This is a genomic window from Hoyosella altamirensis (assembly GCF_014191505.1).
GTDB lineage: Bacteria > Actinomycetota > Actinomycetes > Mycobacteriales > Mycobacteriaceae > Hoyosella > Hoyosella altamirensis.
The window spans coordinates 504,109-526,894 of record NZ_JACHWS010000001.1 but is presented as its reverse complement, the minus strand read 5'-3'; the positions used below and the strand labels follow the sequence as shown (position 1 = coordinate 526,894).

The 22,786-nt window shown below is 62.8% G+C and carries 23 protein-coding genes; 7 read left to right on the top strand and 16 right to left on the bottom strand.

All coding sequences use genetic code 11. From position 1 onward, the window contains the following. Nucleotides 1-5: 5 nt before the first annotated feature. The 4 genes from FHU29_RS02590 to FHU29_RS02575 all read right to left on the bottom strand — a co-directional run bounded on the left by FHU29_RS02590 (nucleotide 6) and on the right by FHU29_RS02575 (nucleotide 4,702). Nucleotides 6-371 carry a hypothetical protein gene (locus FHU29_RS02590; RefSeq protein ID WP_064439729.1) on the bottom strand — a complete coding sequence of 122 codons (366 nt, stop codon included), beginning with the start codon at nucleotides 369-371 and terminating at the stop codon, nucleotides 6-8. A 113-nt stretch (nucleotides 372-484) separates the two neighbouring features. Further along, nucleotides 485-1,588 carry a succinyldiaminopimelate transaminase gene (gene dapC, locus FHU29_RS02585; protein ID WP_064439728.1) on the bottom strand — a complete coding sequence of 368 codons (1,104 nt, stop codon included), beginning with the start codon at nucleotides 1,586-1,588 and terminating at the stop codon, nucleotides 485-487. Between the two features lies 1 nt (nucleotide 1,589). Then, nucleotides 1,590-1,913 carry a ferredoxin gene (gene fdxA / locus FHU29_RS02580; protein ID WP_013808155.1) on the bottom strand — a complete coding sequence of 108 codons (324 nt, stop codon included), beginning with the start codon at nucleotides 1,911-1,913 and terminating at the stop codon, nucleotides 1,590-1,592. A gap of 218 nt (nucleotides 1,914-2,131) precedes the next feature. After that, nucleotides 2,132-4,702: a bifunctional FO biosynthesis protein CofGH gene (locus tag FHU29_RS02575; RefSeq protein WP_064439727.1), complete on the bottom strand. Its 2,571-nt coding sequence runs from the start codon at nucleotides 4,700-4,702 to the stop codon at nucleotides 2,132-2,134. 165 nt (nucleotides 4,703-4,867) lie between these two features. On the opposite strand from FHU29_RS02575, the gene FHU29_RS02570 reads away from it, so the two are divergent. Together FHU29_RS02570 and FHU29_RS02565 are read left to right on the top strand one after the other, a co-directional pair. Next, complete coding sequence (locus FHU29_RS02570; protein WP_064439846.1) at nucleotides 4,868-5,347, top strand: PH domain-containing protein; 480 nt, start codon at nucleotides 4,868-4,870, stop codon at nucleotides 5,345-5,347. Then, nucleotides 5,344-6,987 carry a PH domain-containing protein gene (locus tag FHU29_RS02565; protein WP_232322922.1) on the top strand — a complete coding sequence of 548 codons (1,644 nt, stop codon included), beginning with the start codon at nucleotides 5,344-5,346 and terminating at the stop codon, nucleotides 6,985-6,987. The genes FHU29_RS02570 and FHU29_RS02565 overlap by 4 nt, the downstream gene beginning before the upstream one ends. Nucleotides 6,988-6,991: 4 nt before the next feature. Here the strand turns inward: FHU29_RS02565 and FHU29_RS02560 are convergent, their stop codons facing one another. From FHU29_RS02560 to typA, 5 genes are all read right to left on the bottom strand, one after another. Further along, entirely contained in the window at nucleotides 6,992-7,441 is a 450-nt protein-coding gene (locus FHU29_RS02560) for a hypothetical protein (RefSeq protein WP_083962233.1), read from the bottom strand. 106 nt (nucleotides 7,442-7,547) lie between these two features. Beyond that, the gene (locus tag FHU29_RS02555) at nucleotides 7,548-7,685 is read right to left on the bottom strand and encodes a hypothetical protein (RefSeq protein ID WP_157095001.1); all 138 of its coding nucleotides are present in this window, start codon (nucleotides 7,683-7,685) and stop codon (nucleotides 7,548-7,550) included. A 50-nt stretch (nucleotides 7,686-7,735) separates the two neighbouring features. Further along, nucleotides 7,736-8,623: an N-acetyl-1-D-myo-inositol-2-amino-2-deoxy-alpha-D-glucopyranoside deacetylase gene (gene mshB, locus FHU29_RS02550; protein WP_064439726.1), complete on the bottom strand. Its 888-nt coding sequence runs from the start codon at nucleotides 8,621-8,623 to the stop codon at nucleotides 7,736-7,738. Beyond that, entirely contained in the window at nucleotides 8,620-10,440 is a 1,821-nt protein-coding gene (locus FHU29_RS02545; RefSeq protein WP_083962232.1) for an ABC transporter family substrate-binding protein, read from the bottom strand. Before FHU29_RS02545 ends, mshB begins: the two co-directional genes overlap by 4 nt. A 108-nt stretch (nucleotides 10,441-10,548) precedes the next feature. Further along, the gene (gene typA, locus FHU29_RS02540) at nucleotides 10,549-12,558 is read right to left on the bottom strand and encodes a translational GTPase TypA (RefSeq protein ID WP_232322921.1); all 2,010 of its coding nucleotides are present in this window, start codon (nucleotides 12,556-12,558) and stop codon (nucleotides 10,549-10,551) included. Nucleotides 12,559-12,725: 167 nt separating this feature from the next. Here typA and FHU29_RS02535 point away from each other — a divergent pair, with 167 nt between their 5' ends. Next, nucleotides 12,726-12,902, top strand: a complete 177-nt coding sequence (locus FHU29_RS02535) for a hypothetical protein (protein ID WP_013808165.1) — start codon at nucleotides 12,726-12,728, stop codon at nucleotides 12,900-12,902. Between the two features lie 10 nt (nucleotides 12,903-12,912). On the opposite strand, the gene FHU29_RS02530 is transcribed toward FHU29_RS02535, so the two are convergent. From FHU29_RS02530 to FHU29_RS02505, 6 genes are all read right to left on the bottom strand, one after another. Continuing rightward, nucleotides 12,913-13,362, bottom strand: coding sequence for an NUDIX domain-containing protein (locus FHU29_RS02530; RefSeq protein ID WP_064439842.1), 450 nt, complete (start codon nucleotides 13,360-13,362; stop codon nucleotides 12,913-12,915). A gap of 83 nt (nucleotides 13,363-13,445) precedes the next feature. Continuing rightward, on the bottom strand, nucleotides 13,446-14,408 hold the full coding sequence (locus FHU29_RS02525) for an ABC transporter ATP-binding protein (RefSeq protein WP_064439724.1): 963 nt from the start codon (nucleotides 14,406-14,408) through the stop codon (nucleotides 13,446-13,448). Next, nucleotides 14,409-16,058, bottom strand: coding sequence for an ABC transporter permease (locus tag FHU29_RS02520; protein ID WP_083962231.1), 1,650 nt, complete (start codon nucleotides 16,056-16,058; stop codon nucleotides 14,409-14,411). Then, nucleotides 16,055-17,122: a thiamine ABC transporter substrate-binding protein gene (locus tag FHU29_RS02515; RefSeq protein ID WP_064439723.1), complete on the bottom strand. Its 1,068-nt coding sequence runs from the start codon at nucleotides 17,120-17,122 to the stop codon at nucleotides 16,055-16,057. The genes FHU29_RS02520 and FHU29_RS02515 overlap by 4 nt, the downstream gene beginning before the upstream one ends. Before the next feature lie 62 nt (nucleotides 17,123-17,184). Further along, nucleotides 17,185-18,621: an IS607 family element RNA-guided endonuclease TnpB gene (gene tnpB, locus FHU29_RS02510; RefSeq protein ID WP_064439722.1), complete on the bottom strand. Its 1,437-nt coding sequence runs from the start codon at nucleotides 18,619-18,621 to the stop codon at nucleotides 17,185-17,187. After that, complete coding sequence (locus FHU29_RS02505) at nucleotides 18,621-19,208, bottom strand: IS607 family transposase (protein WP_064439721.1); 588 nt, start codon at nucleotides 19,206-19,208, stop codon at nucleotides 18,621-18,623. The genes tnpB and FHU29_RS02505 overlap by 1 nt, the downstream gene beginning before the upstream one ends. 166 nt (nucleotides 19,209-19,374) lie before the next feature. Here FHU29_RS02505 and FHU29_RS02500 point away from each other — a divergent pair, with 166 nt between their 5' ends. Together FHU29_RS02500 and FHU29_RS02495 are read left to right on the top strand one after the other, a co-directional pair. Continuing rightward, on the top strand, nucleotides 19,375-19,668 hold the full coding sequence (locus tag FHU29_RS02500; protein WP_064439720.1) for a 4a-hydroxytetrahydrobiopterin dehydratase: 294 nt from the start codon (nucleotides 19,375-19,377) through the stop codon (nucleotides 19,666-19,668). Nucleotides 19,669-19,895: 227 nt separating this feature from the next. Continuing rightward, on the top strand, nucleotides 19,896-20,651 hold the full coding sequence (locus tag FHU29_RS02495; protein ID WP_064439719.1) for an Rv1157c family protein: 756 nt from the start codon (nucleotides 19,896-19,898) through the stop codon (nucleotides 20,649-20,651). 134 nt (nucleotides 20,652-20,785) lie between these two features. Here FHU29_RS02495 and FHU29_RS02490 read toward each other — a convergent pair whose 3' ends face one another. Continuing rightward, nucleotides 20,786-20,941, bottom strand: coding sequence for a hypothetical protein (locus FHU29_RS02490; RefSeq protein ID WP_183377454.1), 156 nt, complete (start codon nucleotides 20,939-20,941; stop codon nucleotides 20,786-20,788). Nucleotides 20,942-21,143: 202 nt separating this feature from the next. Here FHU29_RS02490 and FHU29_RS02485 point away from each other — a divergent pair, with 202 nt between their 5' ends. Together FHU29_RS02485 and FHU29_RS02480 are read left to right on the top strand one after the other, a co-directional pair. Then, a complete protein-coding gene (locus FHU29_RS02485) occupies nucleotides 21,144-22,676 on the top strand; it encodes a sodium-dependent transporter (protein WP_064439718.1) in 1,533 nt (510 codons plus the stop codon). Next, nucleotides 22,673-22,780, top strand: coding sequence for a methionine/alanine import family NSS transporter small subunit (locus FHU29_RS02480; RefSeq protein WP_074390805.1), 108 nt, complete (start codon nucleotides 22,673-22,675; stop codon nucleotides 22,778-22,780). Before FHU29_RS02485 ends, FHU29_RS02480 begins: the two co-directional genes overlap by 4 nt. Nucleotides 22,781-22,786: the final 6 nt, after the last annotated feature.

Below are 22,786 nucleotides of genomic sequence, written 5' to 3'. Positions count from 1 at the left end.
AGCCGTCACAGCTCGCTCAGCCGCCTGGGGGGCTCGATTCCCAATGCTGCGCAGGCCATCTCAACCTGCTCAAACCCTTCAGACACAACCTCACCTGCCGCGTCGGCGGCCTCGGGTGTGGTCGCCACGTCGAGCATCACCCGAGCGCTGTCCAGGAAGTCCTTCGCACGACCGAGGTGTTCGCTGGCTATGGGGTCATCATCCGCACGGATCGTGTCAACAGCGAATGCGAGCTGCAGGTACGCGCCCCGCGCCTTCGCCTTTGACTCATCAGCCAGGCGGGTCGTCTCCATGCTCTTGAGCAGTTTTCGCCCAGCACCGAACGCGGCAACACCCACCCCGATAGCAATGGGGATCAGTGGCAATGCCATCTCGCTCTCCTCTCGACACCAAACGGTACCGCGAACCCGGACAACATGCACCCTGCCTGCGGAAACGAAACGGTATCAGTGGTTACGGTGCCGTAAATCAGACGGGTCAGGAATTATGCGGCCAGTCGCTTCGCGGCCGCCTCGATACGTTCATCGGTTGCCGTGAGCGCGATCCGGACGTGCTCAGCACCACGTGGACCATAGAAGTGACCTGGTGCCACGAGAATTCCGCGCTCGGCCAGCCATGCGACAGTGTCGGACGCCGGTTCGCCGCGACTTGCCCACAAGTACAGCCCCGCCTCCGAATGGTCAACCCGGAAGTCGGCCGCTTCGACAGCGCTACGCAGGACGTCACGCCGATGCCGGTACCGCTGCTTCTGTTCGGCTTCGTGCTGGTCGCTCGAAAGTGCCGCCGCTGCAGCGGCCTGAATCGGCAGCGGCACCATCATGCCTGCGTGCTTACGCACTTCGAGGAGATCGCTGATCAGTTCAGGGTCACCCGTCACAAACCCCGCCCGATAGCTCGCCAGGTTCGACGTCTTGGACAGCGAATGCACAGCGAGCAACCCATCGAACACGCCCTCGCACACCCGCGGGTCCAGCAGCGACACTGGATCGGTGTCCCACCCGAGGCCGAGGTAGCACTCATCCGAGACCACAATCACGCCACGTTCCCGCGCCCATTCGACGACCTTCCGCAGGTGCTCAACCCCCAGTACGCGCCCAGTCGGGTTGGATGGGGAATTCAGATAGATCATTCCCACTCGCTGCGGACCGAGCGCGAAGACACCATCGGAGCGGATTACCTCAGCACCCGCGAGCAGGGCACCGACTTCGTAGGTCGGGTAGGCGAACTCCGGAATAACCACTGTGTCGCCCGGCCCTAGCGCGAGAAGCCGGGGCAGCCAGGCGATCAGCTCTTTGGTGCCGATAGCGGGAAGCACCGTGGCCTGGTCGATCCCAGTCACTCCGTAGCGGCGGTGGAGCGCCTCCGCGGCCGCTGTCCGCAAAGCCAGGGTGCCGTGCGTCGTCGGGTAACCCGGCTGGTCAGCGACCGACAACAGCGCCTCACGAATATGGGGCGCTACGGGATCAACCGGCGTACCAACCGAGAGGTCGACGATGCCATCTGGATGCGCTTGGGCGCGGGCCTTCGCCTCGAGGAGTGAATCCCACGGAAAGTCGGGGAGTGTGCGCGCGACCGGAGTACGGTGCACGTCACTCCTCGTTCATCGGCGGGAGTTCTTTGATGAACGGTGGATCGAACGGCTTCTGCCCGACCTTCGCGGCGCCACCGGGCGAACCAAGCTCATCGAAGAAGTCGACGTTGGCTGCCACATAGGCGTCCCATTCGTCGGGAACGTCATCCTCGTAGAAGATCGCTTCGACCGGACAGACAGGTTCGCACGCGCCGCAGTCCACACACTCGTCGGGGTGGATGTAGAGCATCCGCTCCCCCTCGTAGATGCAGTCGACAGGGCATTCTTCAATGCATGCCTTGTCCAGCACATCGACACACGGCTCTGCGATGACGTACGTCACAGCAGCTCTCCTGTCCTTCTCACCAGGCCCTCGCGATCTGGCCACCTGTCGGCTAACACGAACCGCGGGCTGTGCGGTACGTGGTGTTGTCTTCACTTCAGCGTCTGAAGTGCGTCTCGCTCAAGCTCGATCGTTACGATCGCCCCTCATTGCTGAAGCAAACCCAAGCCTACCGTCGTGCCTCTGGGAGCCCATAATCTGGGCGCCGATAAGGGCGGTCACCTGACCGCGATGGTCGCCGCAGCGGCCGGAGCTACCGCGTCATAGGTTGTTGTGCGCTGGCGGGCAGTGCGGCCGATCCCCTCCGCGATATCACGCAGTTCACCTATCGTTTTCGCGGAGCCATGCTGGGACCCTGCCATCCGCGAGATCGTCTCTTCCATCAACGTGCCGCCCAGGTCGTTTGCGCCGCCCTGCAGCATCACACGAGTGCCGGCCACCCCGAGCTTCACCCAGCTTGTCTGAATATTCGCGATGCGGCCGTGCAGCATGATCCTAGCGAGAGCATGCACAGCGCGGTTGTCGCGGATCGTCGGTCCCGGCCGAGCGGCACCGGCTAGGTATAGCGGGGAACTCTGGTGGACGAACGGGAGCGGTACGAATTCGGTGAAGCCGCCCGTCTCATCCTGGATTCGCTGCAACACTCGCAAGTGCCCCACCCAGTGGCGTGGCTGATCTACATGGCCGTACATCATTGTCGAGCTTGAACGCAGCCCCACCTGGTGGGCGGTGGTGACCACCTCGATCCATGTGCTCGCGGGCAACTTGCCCTTCGTCAGGATCCAGCGGATTTCGTCGTCGAGAATCTCCGCAGCGGTGCCGGGAATCGTATCGAGACCTGCCTCCCGCAGACCGCCAAGCCACTCCCGGATACTGACGCCCGACCGAGATGCGCCGTTGACCACTTCCATGGGACTGAAAGCGTGCACGTGCATAGAAGGCACTCGCGCTTTCACGGCTCGCACGAGGTCCGCATACCCGGTGACCGGAAGCTCCGGATCGATACCGCCCTGCATACACACCTCGGTAGCGCCGGCGACGTGCGCTTCCCAGGCGCGGTCCCCCACGTCATCCGCTGACAAGGTAAATGCGTCGGCATCGCCTTTGCGCTGTGCAAACGCACAGAAACGACACCCGGTGTAGCAGATGTTCGTGAAGTTGATGTTGCGGTTGACGACGTAGGTGACGTCGTCGCCGACAACGTCACGGCGAATGCTGTCGGCCAGCCCAGCCAGTGCATCTAGCGCAGGACCCTCAGCGCTCGCGAGCGCGACGTAGTCCGCATCCGAAAGTCCAGCGGGGTCGGTTTCCGCTCGGCGAAGCGGTCCAGCCACATCACGTTCGATCCGCTCTGGCGCCCGCGACGCTAACGCCTGTTCGCGGATTGAATCCCAGTCGCCGAATGCGCTGGCAAGGTCGCTGCGGTGCTCGGACGCGCGGCCCGAGATGTCGATTTCCTCGTGAAGGCCGGTGCGGCCGCGCGATTCCCACGCCGGGTCCGGCTCTTGCCAGGGAAGTCCGGACGGGTGAACGTCACGCGCAAGCCCGGTTGCGGGATCCGCGAGCGCGCTGACATGTCGGGCGACGCGCGGATCAATCCAGGGACTGCCCTGACGCACGAACGGTGCGTGGGCGGTGAGCCTCTCGGTCAGCGCATAACCCGCAGCCGATGTCAGCCCGGCGAGAGCATCAAGCTGCGGCCATGGCCGTTCCGGGTTGACGTGGTCAGGGGTAAGTGGTGACACACCACCCCAGTCGTCAACACCGGCGGCGAGAAGGGCGTGACACTCTTCGGGCGAGACGAGATTCGGCGGAGCCTGCACCCGCATTGCGGGTCCCAGAACCAGACGACTCACCGCTACAGCGGCGATGAACTCCTCGATATCCGCGTCGGGAACCGCTCGCATTGCGGTATCAGGCTTAGCGCGGAAGTTCTGAACAATGACTTCCTGAATGTGGCCAAACTGCTTGTTCACCTGGCGAATAGCGAAAATTGAATCGGCGCGCTCCTCGACTGTCTCACCGATTCCCACCAAAATGCCCGTAGTGAACGGGACAGAGTGACGGCCCGCGTCTGTCAGCACCCGTAATCGCACGTCAGGGTCCTTATCCGGACTCCCATAGTGGCACTCGCCAGGGGTTTCGAAGAGTCTGCGTGAACTGGTCTCCAGCATCATTCCCATCGAAGGCGACACCGGCTTGAGGGCCGCGATCTCGTCCCACGACATCACACCAGGGTTCGCGTGCGGCAGCAGCCCAGTCTCTTCGAGAACACGAATCGCCATCGCCCGCACGTATTCAAGGGTGGAGTGATACCCACGCGATTCAAGCCACTCCCGCGCCTCGGGCCACCTGTCTTCAGGGCGGTCCCCGAGTGTGAACAGCGCCTCCTTGCAGCCGAGCTGCGCACCCTGGCGCGCAATCTCGATGACCTCGTCCGGGTCAAGGAACAGTGAGTGCCCGGCGGCTCGTAACTTGCCAGGAACAGTGACGAAAGTGCAGTAGTGACACCGATCACGGCACAGGCGCGTCAGCGGGATGAACACCTTCCTCGAGTAGGTGATCGGCAGCGGCCCGTCGCCGCCATACGCCTCTCGCAGCCCCGCGTCACGCACATTCGCAGCCGCCTGACACAGCGCCTTGAGATCGTCACCCCGCATCCGCAGGGCTACCGCCGCCTCGTCGCGGTTGAAGGTCACCCCGTCACGTGCACGCCGCAGTACCCGACGAACAGCGGAGGGTGAGGGCAGGTCCGGCATGGGAAACGTCACCCCTCGATCATGCTCCATACGTGGGGCTGCGACCAGCGGCCAGCGGCCACAAACCCGTAGAGTTGAACTGACAAACGATGGATTTGAGCACGTCAACGTCAATACGACGGGCAATCCAGGCCGCCAAAATTGTCGGCGAGGAAGTGAGTGACTGTGTCGCTGCAGCAGCAGGGAAGCGTACGAATGGCTGATCCAGCCTGGCGTCCGAGTAAGAAAGCGCCCCTGCTGTGGGCCTTCAACGCGGCGCTGGGCTGGGCATTCGTCCTGATTGCCCAGTTCATCTGGGCGCTGGCGGATAGCGACCCGACAAGCTGGCCGCACATCGCCGCTCTCACCGCAACACTGGTTCTCGCACCGATGCACATCATCGGCGTCCCCATCTGGCGGTATCACGTCCACCGTTGGGAGATCAGTGACGAAGCCGTCTACACGAGGCAGGGCTGGTTTGTTCAGGAACGGCGCATCGCACCGATTTCGCGTGTCCAGACCGTCGACACCACACGCGGGCCGATCGACCGGCTCCTCGGCCTCGCCACAGTGACAGTAACCACCGCGTCATCAGCCGGGGCTGTGACGATCACGGCGCTCGACGAGGAAATCGCCGATCGGACTGTCCGGGACCTGACCGAGATTGCGGCACGCACGCGGGGGGATGCGACGTGAGCAGCCCACATTTGGGGCGCCAGGATGAGCCGCGTGACGTGTGGGCACCCCCACCCCCCGCGGGCCCGAACGGCGAACCCCCTGACCAGCCAGTGTCCGGGGCGGAAAAAACCACGCCAGCAGATGAGGCTGTGCCCTGGAAGCAACTCGACCCCAGAATGCTTCTGGTCAAGCCCATCACGCAGGGAGTGCGCGCGCTGCCAGCGATTATCGTCCCCCTGTTCGTCGGCGCCCAAACCGGCAACCCAACATGGATCCTGGTTGGCGCTGCCGCATTCGTCTACGTCGCTGGCATCGACTGGCTCATGACGCGTTACCGGGTGGGCCCCGTTCATGTACAACTGAAAACCGGATTGATCAGCCGCAACGTGCTTTCGATCCCGCGCTCACGCATCCGCTCCGTCGATGTCCGCGCCACCGTGATGCACCGGCTGCTGAGGCTCGCCGTCCTGAGAATCGGCACTGGGCAGGGTTCGGGAGCAGGTACTTCCAGCTTCGAACTCGATGCGATCGCAGCAAGCGACGTCGACGCATTGCGCGAACAATTGCTCGCTGGCGTACGGGGTGATGAGGCGCAGATCGAGGGCGCTCCGCAAGAGCCCGGAGAGTCACCGGACACCAGTCGCGACGGTCTGCCCACGCCCCGCGATCCGGGTCCGGAGCTCGCGCGCTGGTCGCCTAAGTGGACGTGGTATGCACCATTCGGCTTCACCGGAGTGCTGATCATCCTTGCTGGCCTGGGTCTGATCTTCCAGTCAGGTGCGGTGTACGAGCGGCTGCTCGACTCAGAGTTCATCACCGAAAGCGCCAACACTGTAAGGGATCTGGATCCGATCCTTGCGGGCGCGGTGGCCGTGGTGCTGCTGATTGTGCTTGCGAGCCTCATTGCTATGACGCGCTACTTTGTGACCTACTCGGGGTTCACACTCCACGATGACGGGCGGACCTTGCGGGTCCGCCACGGGTTACTCAACACCCGTGAAAGCACGCTCGATCGTCGTCGCCTTCGCGGGGTGACGGTAGAGAATCCGATACTTCTGCGCTTCGTGGGCGGCGCGCGGGCACGGGCAATCATGACCGGGCTCCGCGAGGGCTCAGGTGAGTCGTCGCTGATCCTTCCCGACGCACCGCACCAGCGAGCACTGGAAGTGTTCGGGGCCGTACTGCATGACGACACACTCGCTCAGGTGTCTTTACGGCGCCACGGACCGAAAGCACTCCAGCGCAGGCTTTTCCGCGCCCTCGCGCTGCCTGTCGTGGCCGTCGCAGCGCTTGTCGTCGTTGACGCCACCGTCGCTGATCTGCCGCGCTGGGTGTGGTTCCTCGCAGCGGCTGTCGTCGTCCTCTCCGTGATCCTGGGAATCGACCGGTACCGCGGGCTAGGCCATGCGACAGTTCCGGGCTGGCTGATCTGCCAGAGCGGGTCGCTCACTCGCGCGCGCGATTGTGTGGCAGCACAGGGCATTATCGGCTGGACCGTGACGCAGACGTTCTTTCAGCGACGCGCGGGTCTCGCAACTGTCACCGCCGCGACGCCTGCGGGCAGCGGCGGCTACTTCGTGGAGGACATGCCCGCCAAGGACGCGTGGGACCTGATTGAGGCCGTAACGCCTGGAATGAGCCGCACCTTCCAGCACTAGAAGGTCAGAGCTTTCGCTCCGAAGACGCCTGCGACGGGTCGCGCTGCACCACATCGCGAAAGAGCCAGAATCCGACGGGAACCAGTCCGCCGACAACGAGGAACAAGCCACGAGCGTCGGCTGCGGGAACCACGATGTCACCACCAGGCCCGCCCGCGAACGCAAGCAGGACCGCTATCACCCAGCCAACAACGGGCAATGCCGCGAGCGAGCGGCGGAACCCCAGCCTGCGCGCGGCCTCCACCAGCAGTATGTTGCCGACCGCCGCCAGGAACACAGAGAATGGGAAAGGCACGCCGCCGAGGTAACTGGGCAGGTAAAACACGGAAATAAGCCCAAGAACGAACCCGTCGACGCACAGGACCCCCAGGATGATGTAGTCAATCCTGGCAAGATCTGCTGGATCGCCTAACGGCAGGCGAGCAGCGCGAGCAGCATCCGCGACTCCCCTCACGCTGAGCGTCCTGGTCTGCGGAGATGTACGCCCGGGCTCGGTATCTGCGAAAGTTCGGTTCACAGCATTCTCTCGGCCGTCACTCGGTTGCCGGCTCGATTGAGCCTCATCCAACCGGTGGGTATCCCATCTGCGTCAGGTACGCGCTCACCGAGTCGACCCACGCGTAAATCGCATCCCAATACGCTGCGGAAATTTCCGCCTCGTAGCGAACCGGATCCATGATCCAGGCGATAATGTCCATGCTTTCCAACCTCCCACGATGTTATGCACAGAGTAGCGCTTGATAAGCAGTCACAGTCCGGCGAACAGGTCCGTTTCGTCCCTGCCACCGGCGTGAGTCGACTGAGCAGCCTGTGAACTCGTTCTGACCAGCACAAACTGCTCTTCTGCCAGTACCGGCTGAGCGATATTGTTGGACAACGCGAAACACCGGCCGTCCCGGCTCACCGATACCTGCGTCGCATGTGCGCGCATAGCGCTGCGTTTCTCCTCCAATACATCGGTGACGTCGATTCGGGTTGTGATCGCCCCGTCTGGGTATCTGCCGAGGCCCTCTTCCGGGGAGTCTCCCCAGCCAGCTGGGATGTCGTGCAGAGCTTCGATGGAGCTCCGCGCATACTCCCTGCCGACCACTGCCCAGTACAGCTTGGGGACATCCCATTTCGTCGCGGCTGCGTGGTCAATCGCCGCGTGGGTTACAGCGTGTACCCGAATGTGGTCGGGGTGCCCATACGTCCCGTCAGGGTCGTATGTGACCACAACATGGGGCCTGAACGTGCAGATCAACTCAGAGAGTTCGGCCGCGACACGGGCGATGTCGGCATTCACGAAGGCTCGCGGATTCTCACTTGACGGCATATCGGCCATCCCCGAATCCCTGAACCTTCCAGCGCCGCCCAGAAAAATCGGTCTCACCGTGGGGCCAGGTGCCGCCGCGCTCAGCGCTTCAAGAGCCCTTGTCAGTTCGAGGATGCGGTAGCCGCCGAGCTGATCGGCTTCGCCGGAGCAGAGCAACGCGTATTCATCGCCGATCACCTCGCCCTCCTCACCGAGAGTGCAGGTCACCACCCTTACCTCTGCACCGTCCCGAAGGCAGCGCGCGATCGTTCCTCCGGTAATAAGGGTTTCGTCATCGGGATGCGCATGCACGAACATGACACGCCGGGTCTCTATGCTCATTCAGGAAGCCTGACCCATTCTGAAGCGGAAGTGAACATTCCAACAGGCACCGGCACATCGAGTTGCACTCCCGCAACCGAATCGGTCACTGCGAGCAGTGTGACGTCCTGCAATATCGGCAGTACTGCGCCAAGCTGCCACAGCTGAGATTCAATGCCCGGCAGAACGTCACGGAGATCCTGACGGCCGGTCAGGACTGACTCGATCAGGTCGGCAAGCTCAGGGACACATGCGCCCGAGAGGTTGCTCGGTGCGCGCATCACGTCCCGCAACGATCTACTGCCGTCCCTTTCAGCGGGGTCGTCAGATTCCTCGCCATCCAGGTCGGGCGCATCAGCGTCTGGCCTGGGCGGCGGGCACGCCCACCGGGAGGCCAGGACTGTCGCCGGATCGTATCCCGCCTGCACCCAGCCGACAACGGCGTCAACTTCACCGCCGCTGAGCGCTTCCCCGTACAGCCGAGCTGGTGCCATCTGTGTCACGCGCGGCCGCACACCGACCTGCCGGAGCTGATCGGCAGCCGTGTTGGCGACTGCACGTGCTGCTTCATCACCGGCAGGTACCCCAATGACGATCGTCAGCGCAGACCCGGTAGGGATTCCGCCTTCCCGGAGTACCCCGTCGACCATTTCGTATCCAGCACTATTCAGCGCAAAGAGTGCATCTTCGTAGCGAGGCCGCGCCGGTGCGGTGGAAACGTATTCGGGCGAGGAAGGCGGCAGAATCTGCGCCCGATCTGGCGCCACGGTCGCCGCTCCGCCTCCACCAACAGTGGCAAGCACATCGGGATCCAGGAAGCTGAGAAGTGCGGTGCGGACATCAGCGCTGTCTAACGGCGTGACGCGCGTATTCAGCACGAGCTGCAGCGACCGGGTCTGGTAGCTGCGAGCCGTCTCGAGACCGGCAATCGCGGAAAGCTGCGCCTGGAGTGCGCCGCCCCCATGAACGTCGGCGATCTGCGCGTCCTGGCTGCGAAGCGTATCGGCGATCTGCGCCGACGTTCCGCCGCGCCGCAACTGAATCTGATCGAGTTGAGCAGGAACACCCCAGAAGCGGTCGTTGCGCTCCAATCGGATGTCGTCGCGCCCTCGATCGACTCGGTCAATGTGGAAGCGTGACCCAGACACCGGGATGGTATCGGTGAGGCCTGCGTCAAAACCACCCGGCGAATCCTTGATCAGATGCGCCGGCAGAAGGTGCGTGAAAAGTTCGCGCCAGGCAGGGTACGGCTCCCTGAAGCGGACGTTGACCGTTTTTCCGCCGGAAGACGAGGTGATCGCCTCGATCAGGTCGTATCCGGCGGGGTCAACGACGCCCGGCTGGGTGGTCATCTGGCGCCATAGGTACTGAAAGTCTTCCGCGGCAATAGGTGCCGCATCGGACCACTGCGCCTCGTTGCGGAGCACGTACTCGACCGTGAAGGGCAACTCGCCAGTCCCGTCGTCGATGACGTCGGCCGAAACGATCAGCGACGGATCCGGCTCCCACGCCACTCCCCCAGACATCGCGGGATCGTGCACCGGCCGGAATGGACTCGGGAGCACCAAGTCAGCGACCGCGCGGCTCACCGGGGAAAGGTGTGACAGCAGATGTGGGTTGAACCCGAGGCCGATGTCGTCGATAGCCACGACAACCTCGTTGGTCATCTCGGCCGGAGGCGCCGCGGTGGGAGTGACGGTGCCAGTACTCTCGATCGGCGGCGGCGGGCTCGCGGTACAACTCGTGATCGCGACCACCACGGCAGCACCACCGGCAGCTAGAACCGATGTGTATCTGCCCCGCCGCGGCGCGCCACCCGCCTTCCGGGATCTCAGCACTGAACCTCCCCTGCCCCCTGCACGTCTCCCTGCAATCGTGCCATGCGTCACATGGAGCGGCACGCAACCCGGCAACCTCACTGCGTGCAGCGTGGCGCGGGGCGCGAATCAGGTGACGGCGTTGTCGCGGGCCTTCGCGCGAGAACGTTCACGAGCGCGTTCGGTACCACCGAGGACGACCTTGCGCACCCGGACTACATCGGGTCCGACCTCGACGCACTCGTCACCGGCGCAGAACTCGAGCGCTCCCTCGAGGTCAAGCCTCGTAGCACGCTGGAGCCGCTCGAGTTCGTCTCCAGTCGACGAACGCATGTTGGTGAGCTTCTTTTCCTTGGTGATGTTCACATCGAGATCTTCGGCGCGGGGGTTCTCGCCAATAACCATGCCCTCATAGCAGGCGTCGCCAGGTTCGACGAAGAAGGTGCCGCGGTCCTGCAACTGAAGCAGCGCGTAGGACGTCACGGCGCCCGCACGATCCGAGACGAGCGAACCAGTGTGGCGGCTGCGGATTTCGCCCGCCCACGGCGCGTACCCAGATGAATGGCTGTTCGCTATTCCTGTACCCCGTGTTTCGGTGAGGAACGCGGTACGGAATCCGATAAGGCCACGTGCTGGCACGATGAATTCCATCCGCACCCAGCCCTGGCCATGGTTGGTCATGTGCTCCATGCGGCCCTTGCGCGCGGCCATCAACTGGGTGATAGCACCGAGATACTCTTCGGGCGCGTCAGTAGTGAGCGCCTCATACGGCTCGTGCAGCTTACCGTCGACAACGCGCGTGACGACCTGCGGCTTGCCGACCGTCATCTCGTAACCTTCGCGGCGCATTTGTTCGACGAGGATGGCGAGAGCGAGTTCTCCCCGCCCCTGCACCTCCCACGTGTCGGGCCGCTCAGTCGGCAGAACACGGAGCGAGACGTTACCGATGAGCTCCTGGTCGAGGCGTGCCTTCAGCATCCGGGCAGTCAGCTTGGTGCCGCCATTGCGGCCCGATAGCGGTGAGGTATTGGTGCCCATTGTCACCGAGATCGCCGGTTCGTCGACCGTGATGCGCGGTAGCGCCACCGGGTTGTCAGGTGCAGCGAGCGTGTCGCCGATCATGATGTCTTCGATGCCGGCAACGGCGACGATGTCACCCGCCTCAGCAACCTCGGCGGACACGCGTGTCACGCCTTCGGTGCGCAGCAGTTCCGTCAGCCGCACCTGTTTGACGTCACCGTTACCGCGCAGCCAAGCGACAGTCTGCCCCTTGCGCATGCGGCCGTTGTGGATACGGACGAGCGCGATGCGGCCCAGGAATGAGGACGCATCGAGGTTGGTGACGTGTGCCTGCAGCGGTGCCTCAGGATCCGCCTGTGGCGCCGGAACGTAGTTAAGGAGGAGGTCGAACAGCGGCTGAATATCCGGGGAATCCGGTTCTTCACCGTCCGCGGGAGCAGTCATGCTTGCCTTGCCACTGCGTGCGCACGCGTACACAACGGGAAGCTCAAGCGCGTGCTCCGCCGCAGCCGCAGCTTGCTCGTTCTCAAGATCGCTGGCGAGATCGAGCAGCAGGTCGTGGACCTCGTCCACAACCTCAGCGATGCGCGCGTCAGGACGGTCAGTCTTGTTCACCACGAGGATGACTGGAAGTGCCGCTTCGAGGGCCTTCCGCAAAACGAATCGAGTCTGGGGCAGGGGGCCTTCACTCGCATCGACGAGCAGCACGACCGCGTCCACCATCGAGAGCCCACGCTCGACCTCGCCGCCGAAATCCGCGTGGCCTGGGGTGTCGATGACGTTGATGATGACCTCAGAGCCATCGGGGTTTGTCCGTCGCACCGCAGTGTTCTTCGCGAGAATGGTGATGCCCTTCTCGCGCTCCAGATCGCCCGAGTCCATGACCCGTTCCACGAGTTCGGCACGTTCGGCGAAAGCGCCGGACTGGCGCAGCATCGCGTCGACGAGTGTCGTCTTGCCATGGTCGACGTGGGCGACGATAGCGATGTTCCGGAAGGCGGCGTTGCGGAAATCCGCACTAGACGACGACACAAAAGCTCCTGTACGTGGTGGGCTGGCCTGTCCCGGCAGTACGAGCGTCGGGACCACCGACACGTCCCGGAACGACGCGAGAGTCATAAACCAAGCGAACCCAGCAAGGATAGCCGGACTTCGGCGATTCCGCGGAATCGGCGTACCTCGTTGGTCCTGATAGAGTTGATCTAGTTAGGTGATCCTTCGCTAATTGGGTTACCCTGACCTCACTACGACGTTGCGACGCAGTCAACCCCCTGGAGAGTTTGCGTATGGGCAAGGTGAAGGCCTCGAAGGTGAGCAGCCTCAAACCTAAGAAAAAGTGCTGCCGCAGCAAAACACGCTGCCTGCGCTGCCCTTATGTCGTCGCGAAGATGAAGAAATACGAAGCCGCCGGTGTCTCAGGCGGCGAACTGAAGAAGTGCCTGAAGAAGGCTCGCGCTGCCTGAGATTCCGGGCTCACACATGCTCCCTCATCGATCTGACCAGATCATCGACCCAGACCCGATCGTTCGGCACGAGATCAGCGTCACGCAGTTCCGCTACGGTGAACCACCGGATCTCGGCATGCTCTAGAGGTTGCGGCTCACCCGCGATCAGCTGAACCAGGTATGCGCGCAACACGTACCTTTCGCTGTCTGAGCCCGCTCCCGCGAGGTCGACGTCCACACCGATGCGCGGGCCGATCGCGGTGGTTACTCCAAGTTCCTCCTCCAGTTCCCGTCTCAGCGCTTCAGCTGGCAGCTCCCCATCATGGACTTTGCCTCCGGGAAGCTCCCACAGACCGGCGAGTTCCTCCGGGTAGGTACGTTGTGCCAGCAGGATTGATCCCGCCGAGATGATGGCCGCCGCCGCGACCTCCTGGGCGTGATCCTCACCTTCGTGTCCGGCGAACCGTTCATCAGACATGGCTGCCTGCACGGACGTCGGATATGACACCGGCACGACGGCCATCCAGACCGAGCCTGACCGACTCTCCGGCCGTAACGGAATCATGCAACGTCCCCTTCGCAGAGAACTCGCCCTGCCCCTCGATCACGACACGCAGTCGCAGCCCATCGGGAAGGACAACCACGGAACTCACCGTGGCGCTGATCGGGCCGTGCCGGGCGAGGACGAGCGAAATCGCTCCCGAGCGCAAGCTGCGCAGGCCCATCCGCGGCGTCGACACCGACCGCACCAAGCGCACAGCGTGCGACGCCATGCTCCACATCCGCTGGAATGAGGCTCGTGTATCCGAGGAAAGCCGCTACATCGCGGTCCGCTGGAGCGCTCCACAGTGAACGCGGCTGCGCGATCTGCCGGATGTTTCCACCGATGATCACCGCAATCTGGTCGGCGAGGAAAGCGGCTTCCGCTTGATCGTGAGTCACCACCAGAGCGGGAGTCGACGATTCCGCAACCACGCGCCGGATATCTGCGGCGAGACGGTCTCGCAGGCCCTTGTCGAGCGCTGACAACGGCTCATCGAGGAGCAGAAGCCGCGGCCTCGGAGCAAGCGCGCGAGCCAGCGCGACACGCTGCGCTTCACCGCCGGAGAGCTGATCGACTCTTCTCCCCCCGTAGCCTTCAAGACCCACCATTTCCAGCAGCTCGTGCACCCTCCGCCGCCGAGCATCTCGCGGCATCGCCGCGTTCTGTCCGGGGCGGCGGATCGCCAGACCGTATTCGATATTGCCCGCGACGGTGCGGTGCGGGAACAGTTGCCCGTCCTGGAACACCAGGCCGATATTCCGGCGGTGGACTGGCAGTCCTGAGAGATCGGCGCCATCGAATTCAATTCGTCCATTTGCCAGCGGCTCGAGCCCTGCGATGGCGCGCAGAATCGTCGACTTTCCCGACCCTGAGGGACCGAGCAGCGCCATGATCGATGGCTGCGCCGGGAACGTCAGGCTCACGTCCTCGACAGCGGCGACGTCGCCGTAGCGAACCGTCACTGAGTCAAGAACCAGCATCTAAAACTCCCCCACATCGCGAATCCGGACGATCTCGATGATCGTGACGACGGTGGCCGTCACGGCCACCAACAACACTGCGCCTGCTAGTGCGACCGACGCGTTCTCGGCTCCGGGGCGGGCAATCAGCCGCCCAATGAGAACCGGGAGCGTGGGATCACCAGCGCGCGCTAAGAACGATGTTGCCCCGAATTCCCCGACAGTGACAACAAACGCGAAACCGGCCGCTGCCGCGATGGAGCGCGCGACGAGAGGAAGATCGATGGTGAACCACACTCGTACCGGGGATGCGCCTAGCACCGCCGCACCCTCCCTCAGGCGGACGTTCACCGCCCGCATTGCGGGCAGCACAATACGCACTACCAGGGGAATCGCCACGAGAGCCTGTGCGATCGGAATGAGGATGGCCGAGCTTCGCAGGTCCCCGGGGAGTTGCCCCAGTGTGATCAGGAAACCAAACCCCACTGTGACAGCGCTGATGCCGAGGGGAATGAGGATTGCGCCATCCGCAATCCACGCGAAACGTCCGCGTGCTTGCGCGATCGCAATCGCAGCCAGCACTCCCACGACGAGGGAGAGAATCGCCGCGTCCGTCGCCGTGCGCAGCGACAGCAGTGTTGCATCCACGCCACTCACGCCGCCTCTGGTCTGGGCAAGCAACCGGTAGCCCTCGAGGCTCCATTCTCCGCGCGGGCGCAGTGACCGCACGAGCAGCGCACAGGGGGGAACAATGAGGAGACCCGCGACCAGAGCGAGGACCGCACCCACGCCGATCCACTGACGCCCTCGAGGTGCGCGCGCCGTCGAATCCATTGGGCGCAGCGACAGCGCGCGCTCCCGGCCGCGCCGCGCGAGCGTCGCGACCGCGATCGCACCCGCAATCGCCAGCATCTGCAGCAGTGAGAGCACCGCCGCCATGCGTAAGTCAAATACTTGAACCGTTTGCAAGTAGATTTCTGTCTCCAACGTGCGGTACCGCGTTCCTCCGAGCACAAGAACGACACCGAAACTGGTGGCGCAGAAGAGGAACACAACCGCAGCCGCAGACACTATCGCTGGGGCAAGGGCGGGGACGGTGACCGTGCAGAACGCGCGAGCGGGCGATGCCCCGAGACTGCGTGCTGCCTGCTCTGTACGGGGATCCAGATGAGCCCACACCGAACCAACAGTGCGGGCGACGACTGCAACGTTGAAGAACGCATGGGCAAGCAAGATCGCCCACACCGTGCCATCCAGACCAGTGAAACCGAGGAGGCCGCCGTCAGAGAAAAGTGCCCGGAACGCGATACCAACCACGACCGTAGGCAAAACGAAAGGCACCGTCACCACCACACGCAGGAGCGTGCGCCCTGGGATGGCTACCCGGGCGAGCAGCCAGGCGACTGGCAGACCAGCAGCGAGCGTCAGCACCGTCGACGCGGCAGCCTGACCGATGGTGAATGCGGCGATATCCCAGACCGTCGCGCGGCCCAGCAGTCGCGCCGTACCGAACGGGTCAAATTGCCCGCTTTCGTCGACGAGACCGCGGTACACGATCGCAGAAACCGGCCAGGCGAAGAAGACGGTAAGAAATATGACCGGCCCCGCACCGATGAGCAGCGCCGGCGGCACGGCACGGCGCCGTCGCTGCTCCTTCGTGCTTGCAGTCATCCCAGCACAATGTCACGCCACTGCGTGATCCATGCGTCCCGGTTGGCTCCGATCTTTGCTGGGTCCATCGTTATGGGCGCATCGGGTTTCGGCGCGTATAGGTCGAACGCTTCCGGCAACGGGGTGCCCTCCACCGCCGGAAAGACGTACATGTTCTCTGGAAACGCGCTCTGCACGTCAGCGCTAAGCAGGAACTCGATCACTTGTTCTGCACCGTCCGGGTTGCTCGCGCCCTCAAGCACCCCCGCATATTCGACCTGCCGGAAGCACGTTTCTGCCAGTGCACTGGTCGTTGGTGCGGCCCCATCTGGTCCGGCTTCTGCGGGCGGAGATGAGGCATAGGAAACGACAATCGGCCGGGGACCTGCCCCTTCGGAGCCAGAGAAGTCCACGTAGTAAGCCTGCGTCCAGCCGTCCGCGACACTGACGCCGTTGTCGCGCAGGCTGGTCCAGTAATCCTGCCACCCATCCTCGCCGTACTCCTCGATGGTCGCGAGAAGGAAAGCAAGTCCCGGCGAGGATGTCGCGGGATTTTGCACGACAGTCATATTCTCGTATTCAGCAGACAGCAGGTCATCAAGGGTCTTGGGCTCTGCGATACCCCGTTCAGCGAAGTAGCGAGTGTCGATGTTCAGGCAGACGTCGCCATAATCGATTGGCGTGAGTGCGCGAGAATTGGGGTAGCGCAGGTCGTCGGGCACGCTGATCGACGGTTCGTAGTCGGCGAAAACACCGGCGTCCACAGCCCGTGAGGCGAAGGTGTTGTCGACGCCAAACACGACGTCCCCAAGTGGATTGTCCTGGGTCAGCACCAGACTCGTCACAAGTTCACCGGCGTCCCCTTGCGCGCGGTGATCAATCCGGATACCCGAGTCCTCCCGGAACTGCTCGAGCAACTCAGCAGGGAGGGAAAAGGAGTCGTGAGTGAGCAGGACGACGGTGTCGGCCCCTTGCTCATCCTCGCCGCCGCCGAGGACCGTACACCCAGAGAGCGCAGGCACCAGCACAAACAGTGCCAGGATGTTCGATCTGCGTCTCGCCCGGATGCACCGAGACGATGTCATTGCTTTCTCCATAGCTCGGACTCTAGCTTCCGTTGCATTTGAGTGATCTTTGGTGATCATCGCTATGCAGCCTCAGTTTTGGGTGAGGCGCTTCCATCGCTGGATTCAGGTTTCATAGCCACCAGCGCCGCCGGAGCGGTCGTCTTACGGTCGGCTCCACCATTATCGAAGCAGGCACTCTGCTCCGCCCGCGCATAGCGCGCGAGGTTGATAGCGGCGTTGAGGTCCCGGTCGATACCGGTGATGTTCAACCCGCAGTCTTCGTTGTCGCAGACGTGCAAGCGGTCTGACAAGCTCAGTTTGGCTTTCACTGAACCGCAACCAGAACACGTCTTCGAGCTGGGATACCACCGGTCCGCCTTGACTAGTGCCGAGCTGTACCAGGTGGTTTTGTAGTCGAGCTGGCGGGAGAACTCACCCAGACCCGCGTCAGCGATCGAACGATTCAAGCCTTTCTTGCGGGCACCACCGGCGGCCATCATGTTCTTCACCGCGAGCGTCTCGGTGCCGATCACGTCGAACGACTGCGCCAGCAGCGTGGTCAGTTTGTGGAGGCGGTCCCGGCGCAGGTTCGCCACCCGCACATGCTGGTCCGCGATCGCCTGCTGTGTGCGTTGCCAGGCGTTCGACGGCTCCCGCCTGGTTTCGGTTACCGCGTCCCACGGGCCTTGCTGGCGCGCTGCTTTACGTTGCAGCGCCCGCAGTTTCCGGGACGCGTGTGTGAACTCTTTCGGAGCCTGCACACGTAGAACCTCCCGCCCGTCGGGGGTGGCCGCGACGATCAGGTCTTTCACACCAACATCGACCCCGACCACCGGTGCCAGGCGTTTGACGTGCTCCGGACGGCTGGCGGCACGCTCAACCACACAGGTGAAACTCACCAGCCACCTGCCACGTTCGAACCGAACCGTCGCTTTCAAGATCCGGGCTGTGCGGTGTTCGAGGCGGCGGGCGAGTTTACGGGCCGACTCGTGCACCCGCAGCGTGCCGAGCCTCGGCAGTGTTACGTGATGCCGGTCCGGTTCGACCCGGATCGTGCCGGTGGTGAACGCGAAAGCCCTGGCCGAACGCTTCGACTTGAAGGACGGGAACCCAGCTCTCGGGCCTTTACGGGTGCCTTTGCGTGAGTCGCTCCAGTTCTTCAACGCCTCCGCGAGGTTCTTGCATGCGTTGGCGTACGCCTCTTTCGAGTTCTCTGCCCACCACGGTGTGCCGTCCTCGCGGACCGCTACCTGGTGTTTGCGTTTGTTGAAGTCGTTGCGCAGCGATTGGAACGACCAGACCATGCTCGGGGTCAGATCAGCGTCGGTGATCCCGTACGACTTCTCCGCCTCGCGCTGGGACAGGTTCGCTTTCACTGCTCGCAGCATCGTGTTCCACGCAAACCTGGCCCCACCCGCGTGCGACTCCAACGCAACGGCCTGCGCATCGGTCGGGTCGAGCGCGTACTGGTACGCCTGCAACACCCACCCGCCAGGAACCTCGAACTTCTCCGCCATCACGCCACCCGGCGGGAAATGTCGTCAGCAGTCGCCGCTACCGCTCGCTTGGCGCGGTGAGCGGCAGCGCGTGTGCCATACAACCGCGCACACATCGACGCCAGAATTTCGGTCATATCCCGCACACGGTCGTCGTCCACCTCGCACGAATCGACCACGACCAGCGCGCGGCCGTTCGCTGCGAGCGCGGCCTGGACGTACTCCGATCCGAACCGGCAGAACCGGTCACCGTGTTCGACCACGATCCGTGTGACAATCGGGTCTCGCAGCAAGGCGAGGAACTTTCGACGGTGCCCGTTCAGCGCTGATCCGACCTCAGTGACGACCTTGCCGACGCCGATCCGCTCACTCGCGGCCCACGCTGTCACTCGTGCGACCTGAATATCGAGGCCGGCCTTCTGATCCGCTGACGACACCCCCGCATACACCGCTGTCCGGCCATGCGATTGCGTGTTGGTGGTGGGATCGCCGACCAGGATCAGGCCGCCGACCCCGCGGGCCGGGACCGGGAGCGAGCCAGAGCGAAACCAGCGATACGCGGTCACACGCGCAACCCCGTTGCGCTGTGCCCACGACGCTAAGTTCATGTGTCCGGTTGTACCGCACACCACTGACAAGTTTGATCGCTCAAGCGCGTTAAAGACCACTAACGACCACTCGACCCGCAACAGTTAGCAACCCTGCAGGAATGGATCGGCCGGATATTGTCCATCACCAACACGCACCCCCAGTTGGCTGAGAGAATGTCACACCATGGCACAAGTACTCGAAGACAAGGACGTTGACACTGCCCTGGAATCTCTGGACGGGTGGAGTCGCTCCGGCACAGCTATCAGCAGGACCATTGCCCTTCCTACCTTTCCCGGCGCCATCGCGTTGGTCAGCGCGGTTGCGGAAGTGGCGGAGGAAAGAAATCATCATCCAGACATTGACATCAGATGGCGCAAAGTCACTTTCATGTGCAGCACGCACTCCGAAGGCGGGATTACCCAACTCGATCTCAATTTGGCGCGCGCCATCAACGATCTCGCAGCCAAGCACGGCTGATACAGAAGTGCTGCAAGTCACATATGTGGCTGCTGAGGTTGCGAATCAGAAATGATTCGGCACCCCTACAGCCAAGACTTAATAACGCTCCGGATAACCCCACTCCTCTAGCGCACAACAGCTGTGAACATGAAGCACGAAATGGACCGCTGGACCCAAATCCGTGGGTAATTAGATCAATCACGGAGATTCAGCGGGACGATCCCGACTTGGAGGACGGAACCACAGTGCTTCGAACCCGCAAAGTGCGTAATGCAGTGGCGGCGCTGACCATCTCCGTTGCCGCAGTTCTGGCTATGCCGGGATCGGTTACGGCACAGAATCCGCCGCCCGTTCCGCCTGATCTCAATTTTCTAGAGATTCTGCCCGCCATCATCGGGTCGGCTGTACAAGGCCCCAAATCTGGAGTGGAAGCTCGCGACGAACTCCTCGACACTCTCGGCGGTCTTCTCTCTCAGCCTGGCGTACCGAAAGAAATGGCCCTAGGCGCAGAGCGGATTGTGTCGTTCATCAGCGCACCTGAACCCGGCTCACCAGGAGGCCCCGCAATCCCAACGGACGGGCCTCCTATTTCCCAGTTCCTTTACCCCACTATGGGATTTGACTGCCTTGGCGCTGGCCAGCATTCGATCGCGACGGCGCTCGCAGTATCCGGCCCCCAAGCGCTACCGCTCCCCGGCCCGAAGCGCCGGGAGGCAGCCTTCGTCTTCACGGCGCTGGGCACCGGTGGGGCCACCGACCACAAGCCGCATGACCCGCTGACAGTTTCGTGGCTCAACCTCGACACCAACCGGGCAGGGTCCGCCCAACTCGACCGCTCGGCCGGAATTAACCCAGACGGGCCGGCGACTCTCACCGCGATCGAGCGCACCGGTAGCGGGCGCGTCATCGCGACGGTCCATGGGAGCATGACCCACGCCGGGCCCAACGGGCACACGACGTGCGGATTTGCCCCAACAGTCGGCTTGCTGACAGTTGAGTAGCGCAACCCAATAAACTCGCGGAACAACCGCTGCCCTGATGGTCCCTGTGGGTGCGCCAAGCGCCTCACAGGGACCTCACATTTGCCACAGCGGACTAGCCACCGGTTTGGCCGGCGGCTTCCTCCCGATCCGCGCTATGGGCGGTCAGCGAGTTCCTGCTGATAGTCGCGGATGCGGCCCGCGATCTCGTCAGCTTCGGCCTCGCGGCCTTCTTTCCGGGCCTCAGTCTCGCGGACGTGCAACTCCCGGATGGCCTTGAGGATATCGTTGGTGCTCGTCACGTGATCCATACCACAATCATGCCCGTTCTCCGGCCGCAATTCCACACCATGCGGCAGCAAGATCGGTTCAGTGCCGTTCGAACTCGGTCCACCAGGAGATTGCTACTAGCAGCTAACAATTCGCTGCTTTCGGGTATAGCTCGAAGCGTCCGTCCATTACGGTAATTGATATGACATTGTCCACTTAACGGGCAGTACGGAAAGAGCCGACATGGACGCACAGCGTGAAGTGTGGAGCGCACGGTCTGTCTTCATCCTCGCCGCAATCGGTTCAGCGGTAGGACTCGGAAACATCTGGCGTTTTCCCTACGTCGCCTACACCAATGGTGGTGGCGCATTTATCATTCCTTACCTGGTCGCACTGCTGACAGCTGGCATTCCCTTGCTGTTCTTCGACTACGCGATCGGCCACAAATTCCGGGCCTCACCGCCACTTGCCTTCCGCCGGATCAGCCGGTGGGCCGAGGGACTTGGCTGGTGGCAAGTCGGGATCTGCTTTGTCATCGCGGTCTACTACGCCGTGATCATTGCGTGGGCCGCCCGGTATGCAATCTTCTCGATCGGCGAAGCCTGGGGTGATGACCCTGAAGGCTTCTTGTTCGGCACCTTCCTGCAACAGGAAGACAGCGCACGAGTCGGATTCGACCTCGTGCCCGGAGTCGCAATCACTCTGCTGCTCATTTGGATCGCGACGCTGGTAGTTCTTGCATTCGGTGTACAGCGTGGCATCGGATCGTCAGCACGGATCTTCGTTCCGTTGCTGGTTGTCCTGTTCCTCGCCCTCGTCGTCCGCGCCCTCTTCCTTGATGGCGCTGTTGAGGGACTCAACGCGTTCTTCCAGCCGGATTGGTCCATCCTGACGAATCCGACCGTGTGGATCGCGGCATACGGTCAGATTTTCTTCTCACTGTCGATCGCGTTCGGCATCATGATCACCTACGCGTCCTACCTGAGACTGAAGACCAACATGACCAGTTCGGGTCTGGTCGTCGCCTTCTCCAACAGCAGCTTCGAAATCCTGGCTGGTATCGGCGTCTTCGCCGCTCTCGGCTACATGGCCGCTGCTGCCGCCGTTCCAATCGACGAGGTGGTCGGAGGGGGTATAGGCCTCGCGTTCATCGCATTCCCCCAGATCATCTCCGCGATGCCCGGAGGCTCGATTTTCGGTGCCGTGTTCTTCACGTGTCTTGTATTCGCAGGCTTCACGTCGTTGATCTCGATCGTCCAGGTTGTGATTGCCGCTGTGGAAGACAAACTCGGCATGAGCCGGCTTGCCGCTGTCGCGATCGTCGGAGGTTCGATGACCGTCATCTCGATGGCACTGTTCCCCACCACCACGGGCGTCGGTGTGCTGGACGTAGTCGATAAGTTCGTCAACAATCTCGGCATTGTCGGCGTGGCACTCGTAGCGATCGTCAGTGTGATCTGGTTCCTGCGGCAGGGACCGGCATTCGTTGAACACCTCAACGCGGTATCTTCGTTCCGCCTAGGAATCGTCTGGCGCATCTGCATCGGCGTCGCGACACCGGTAGTACTCGCATACATGCTGGTCAGCGAGATGATCACGCTGGTGCAAGATGGTTACGAAGGCTACCCGGCAAGCTTCGTCCTCGGACTCGGCTGGGCTGTTCAAGGCCTCCTGATCGTCGTCGCGATTGTGCTTTCGCTGACACCGTGGCGGCAAGGAACCGATCTTGCTGCGCCCGACGCCACTAAGTTCATCAAACAGGGAGGTTCCCGATGAACGCGTCCGCCATCATCATGATGATCGTCACGCTCGTAATCGTCTGGGGCGGGCTTGCCGCCAGCCTCTTCCACCTGTTCACTCATCCTGACGAGGGTGAGTGAAGCACA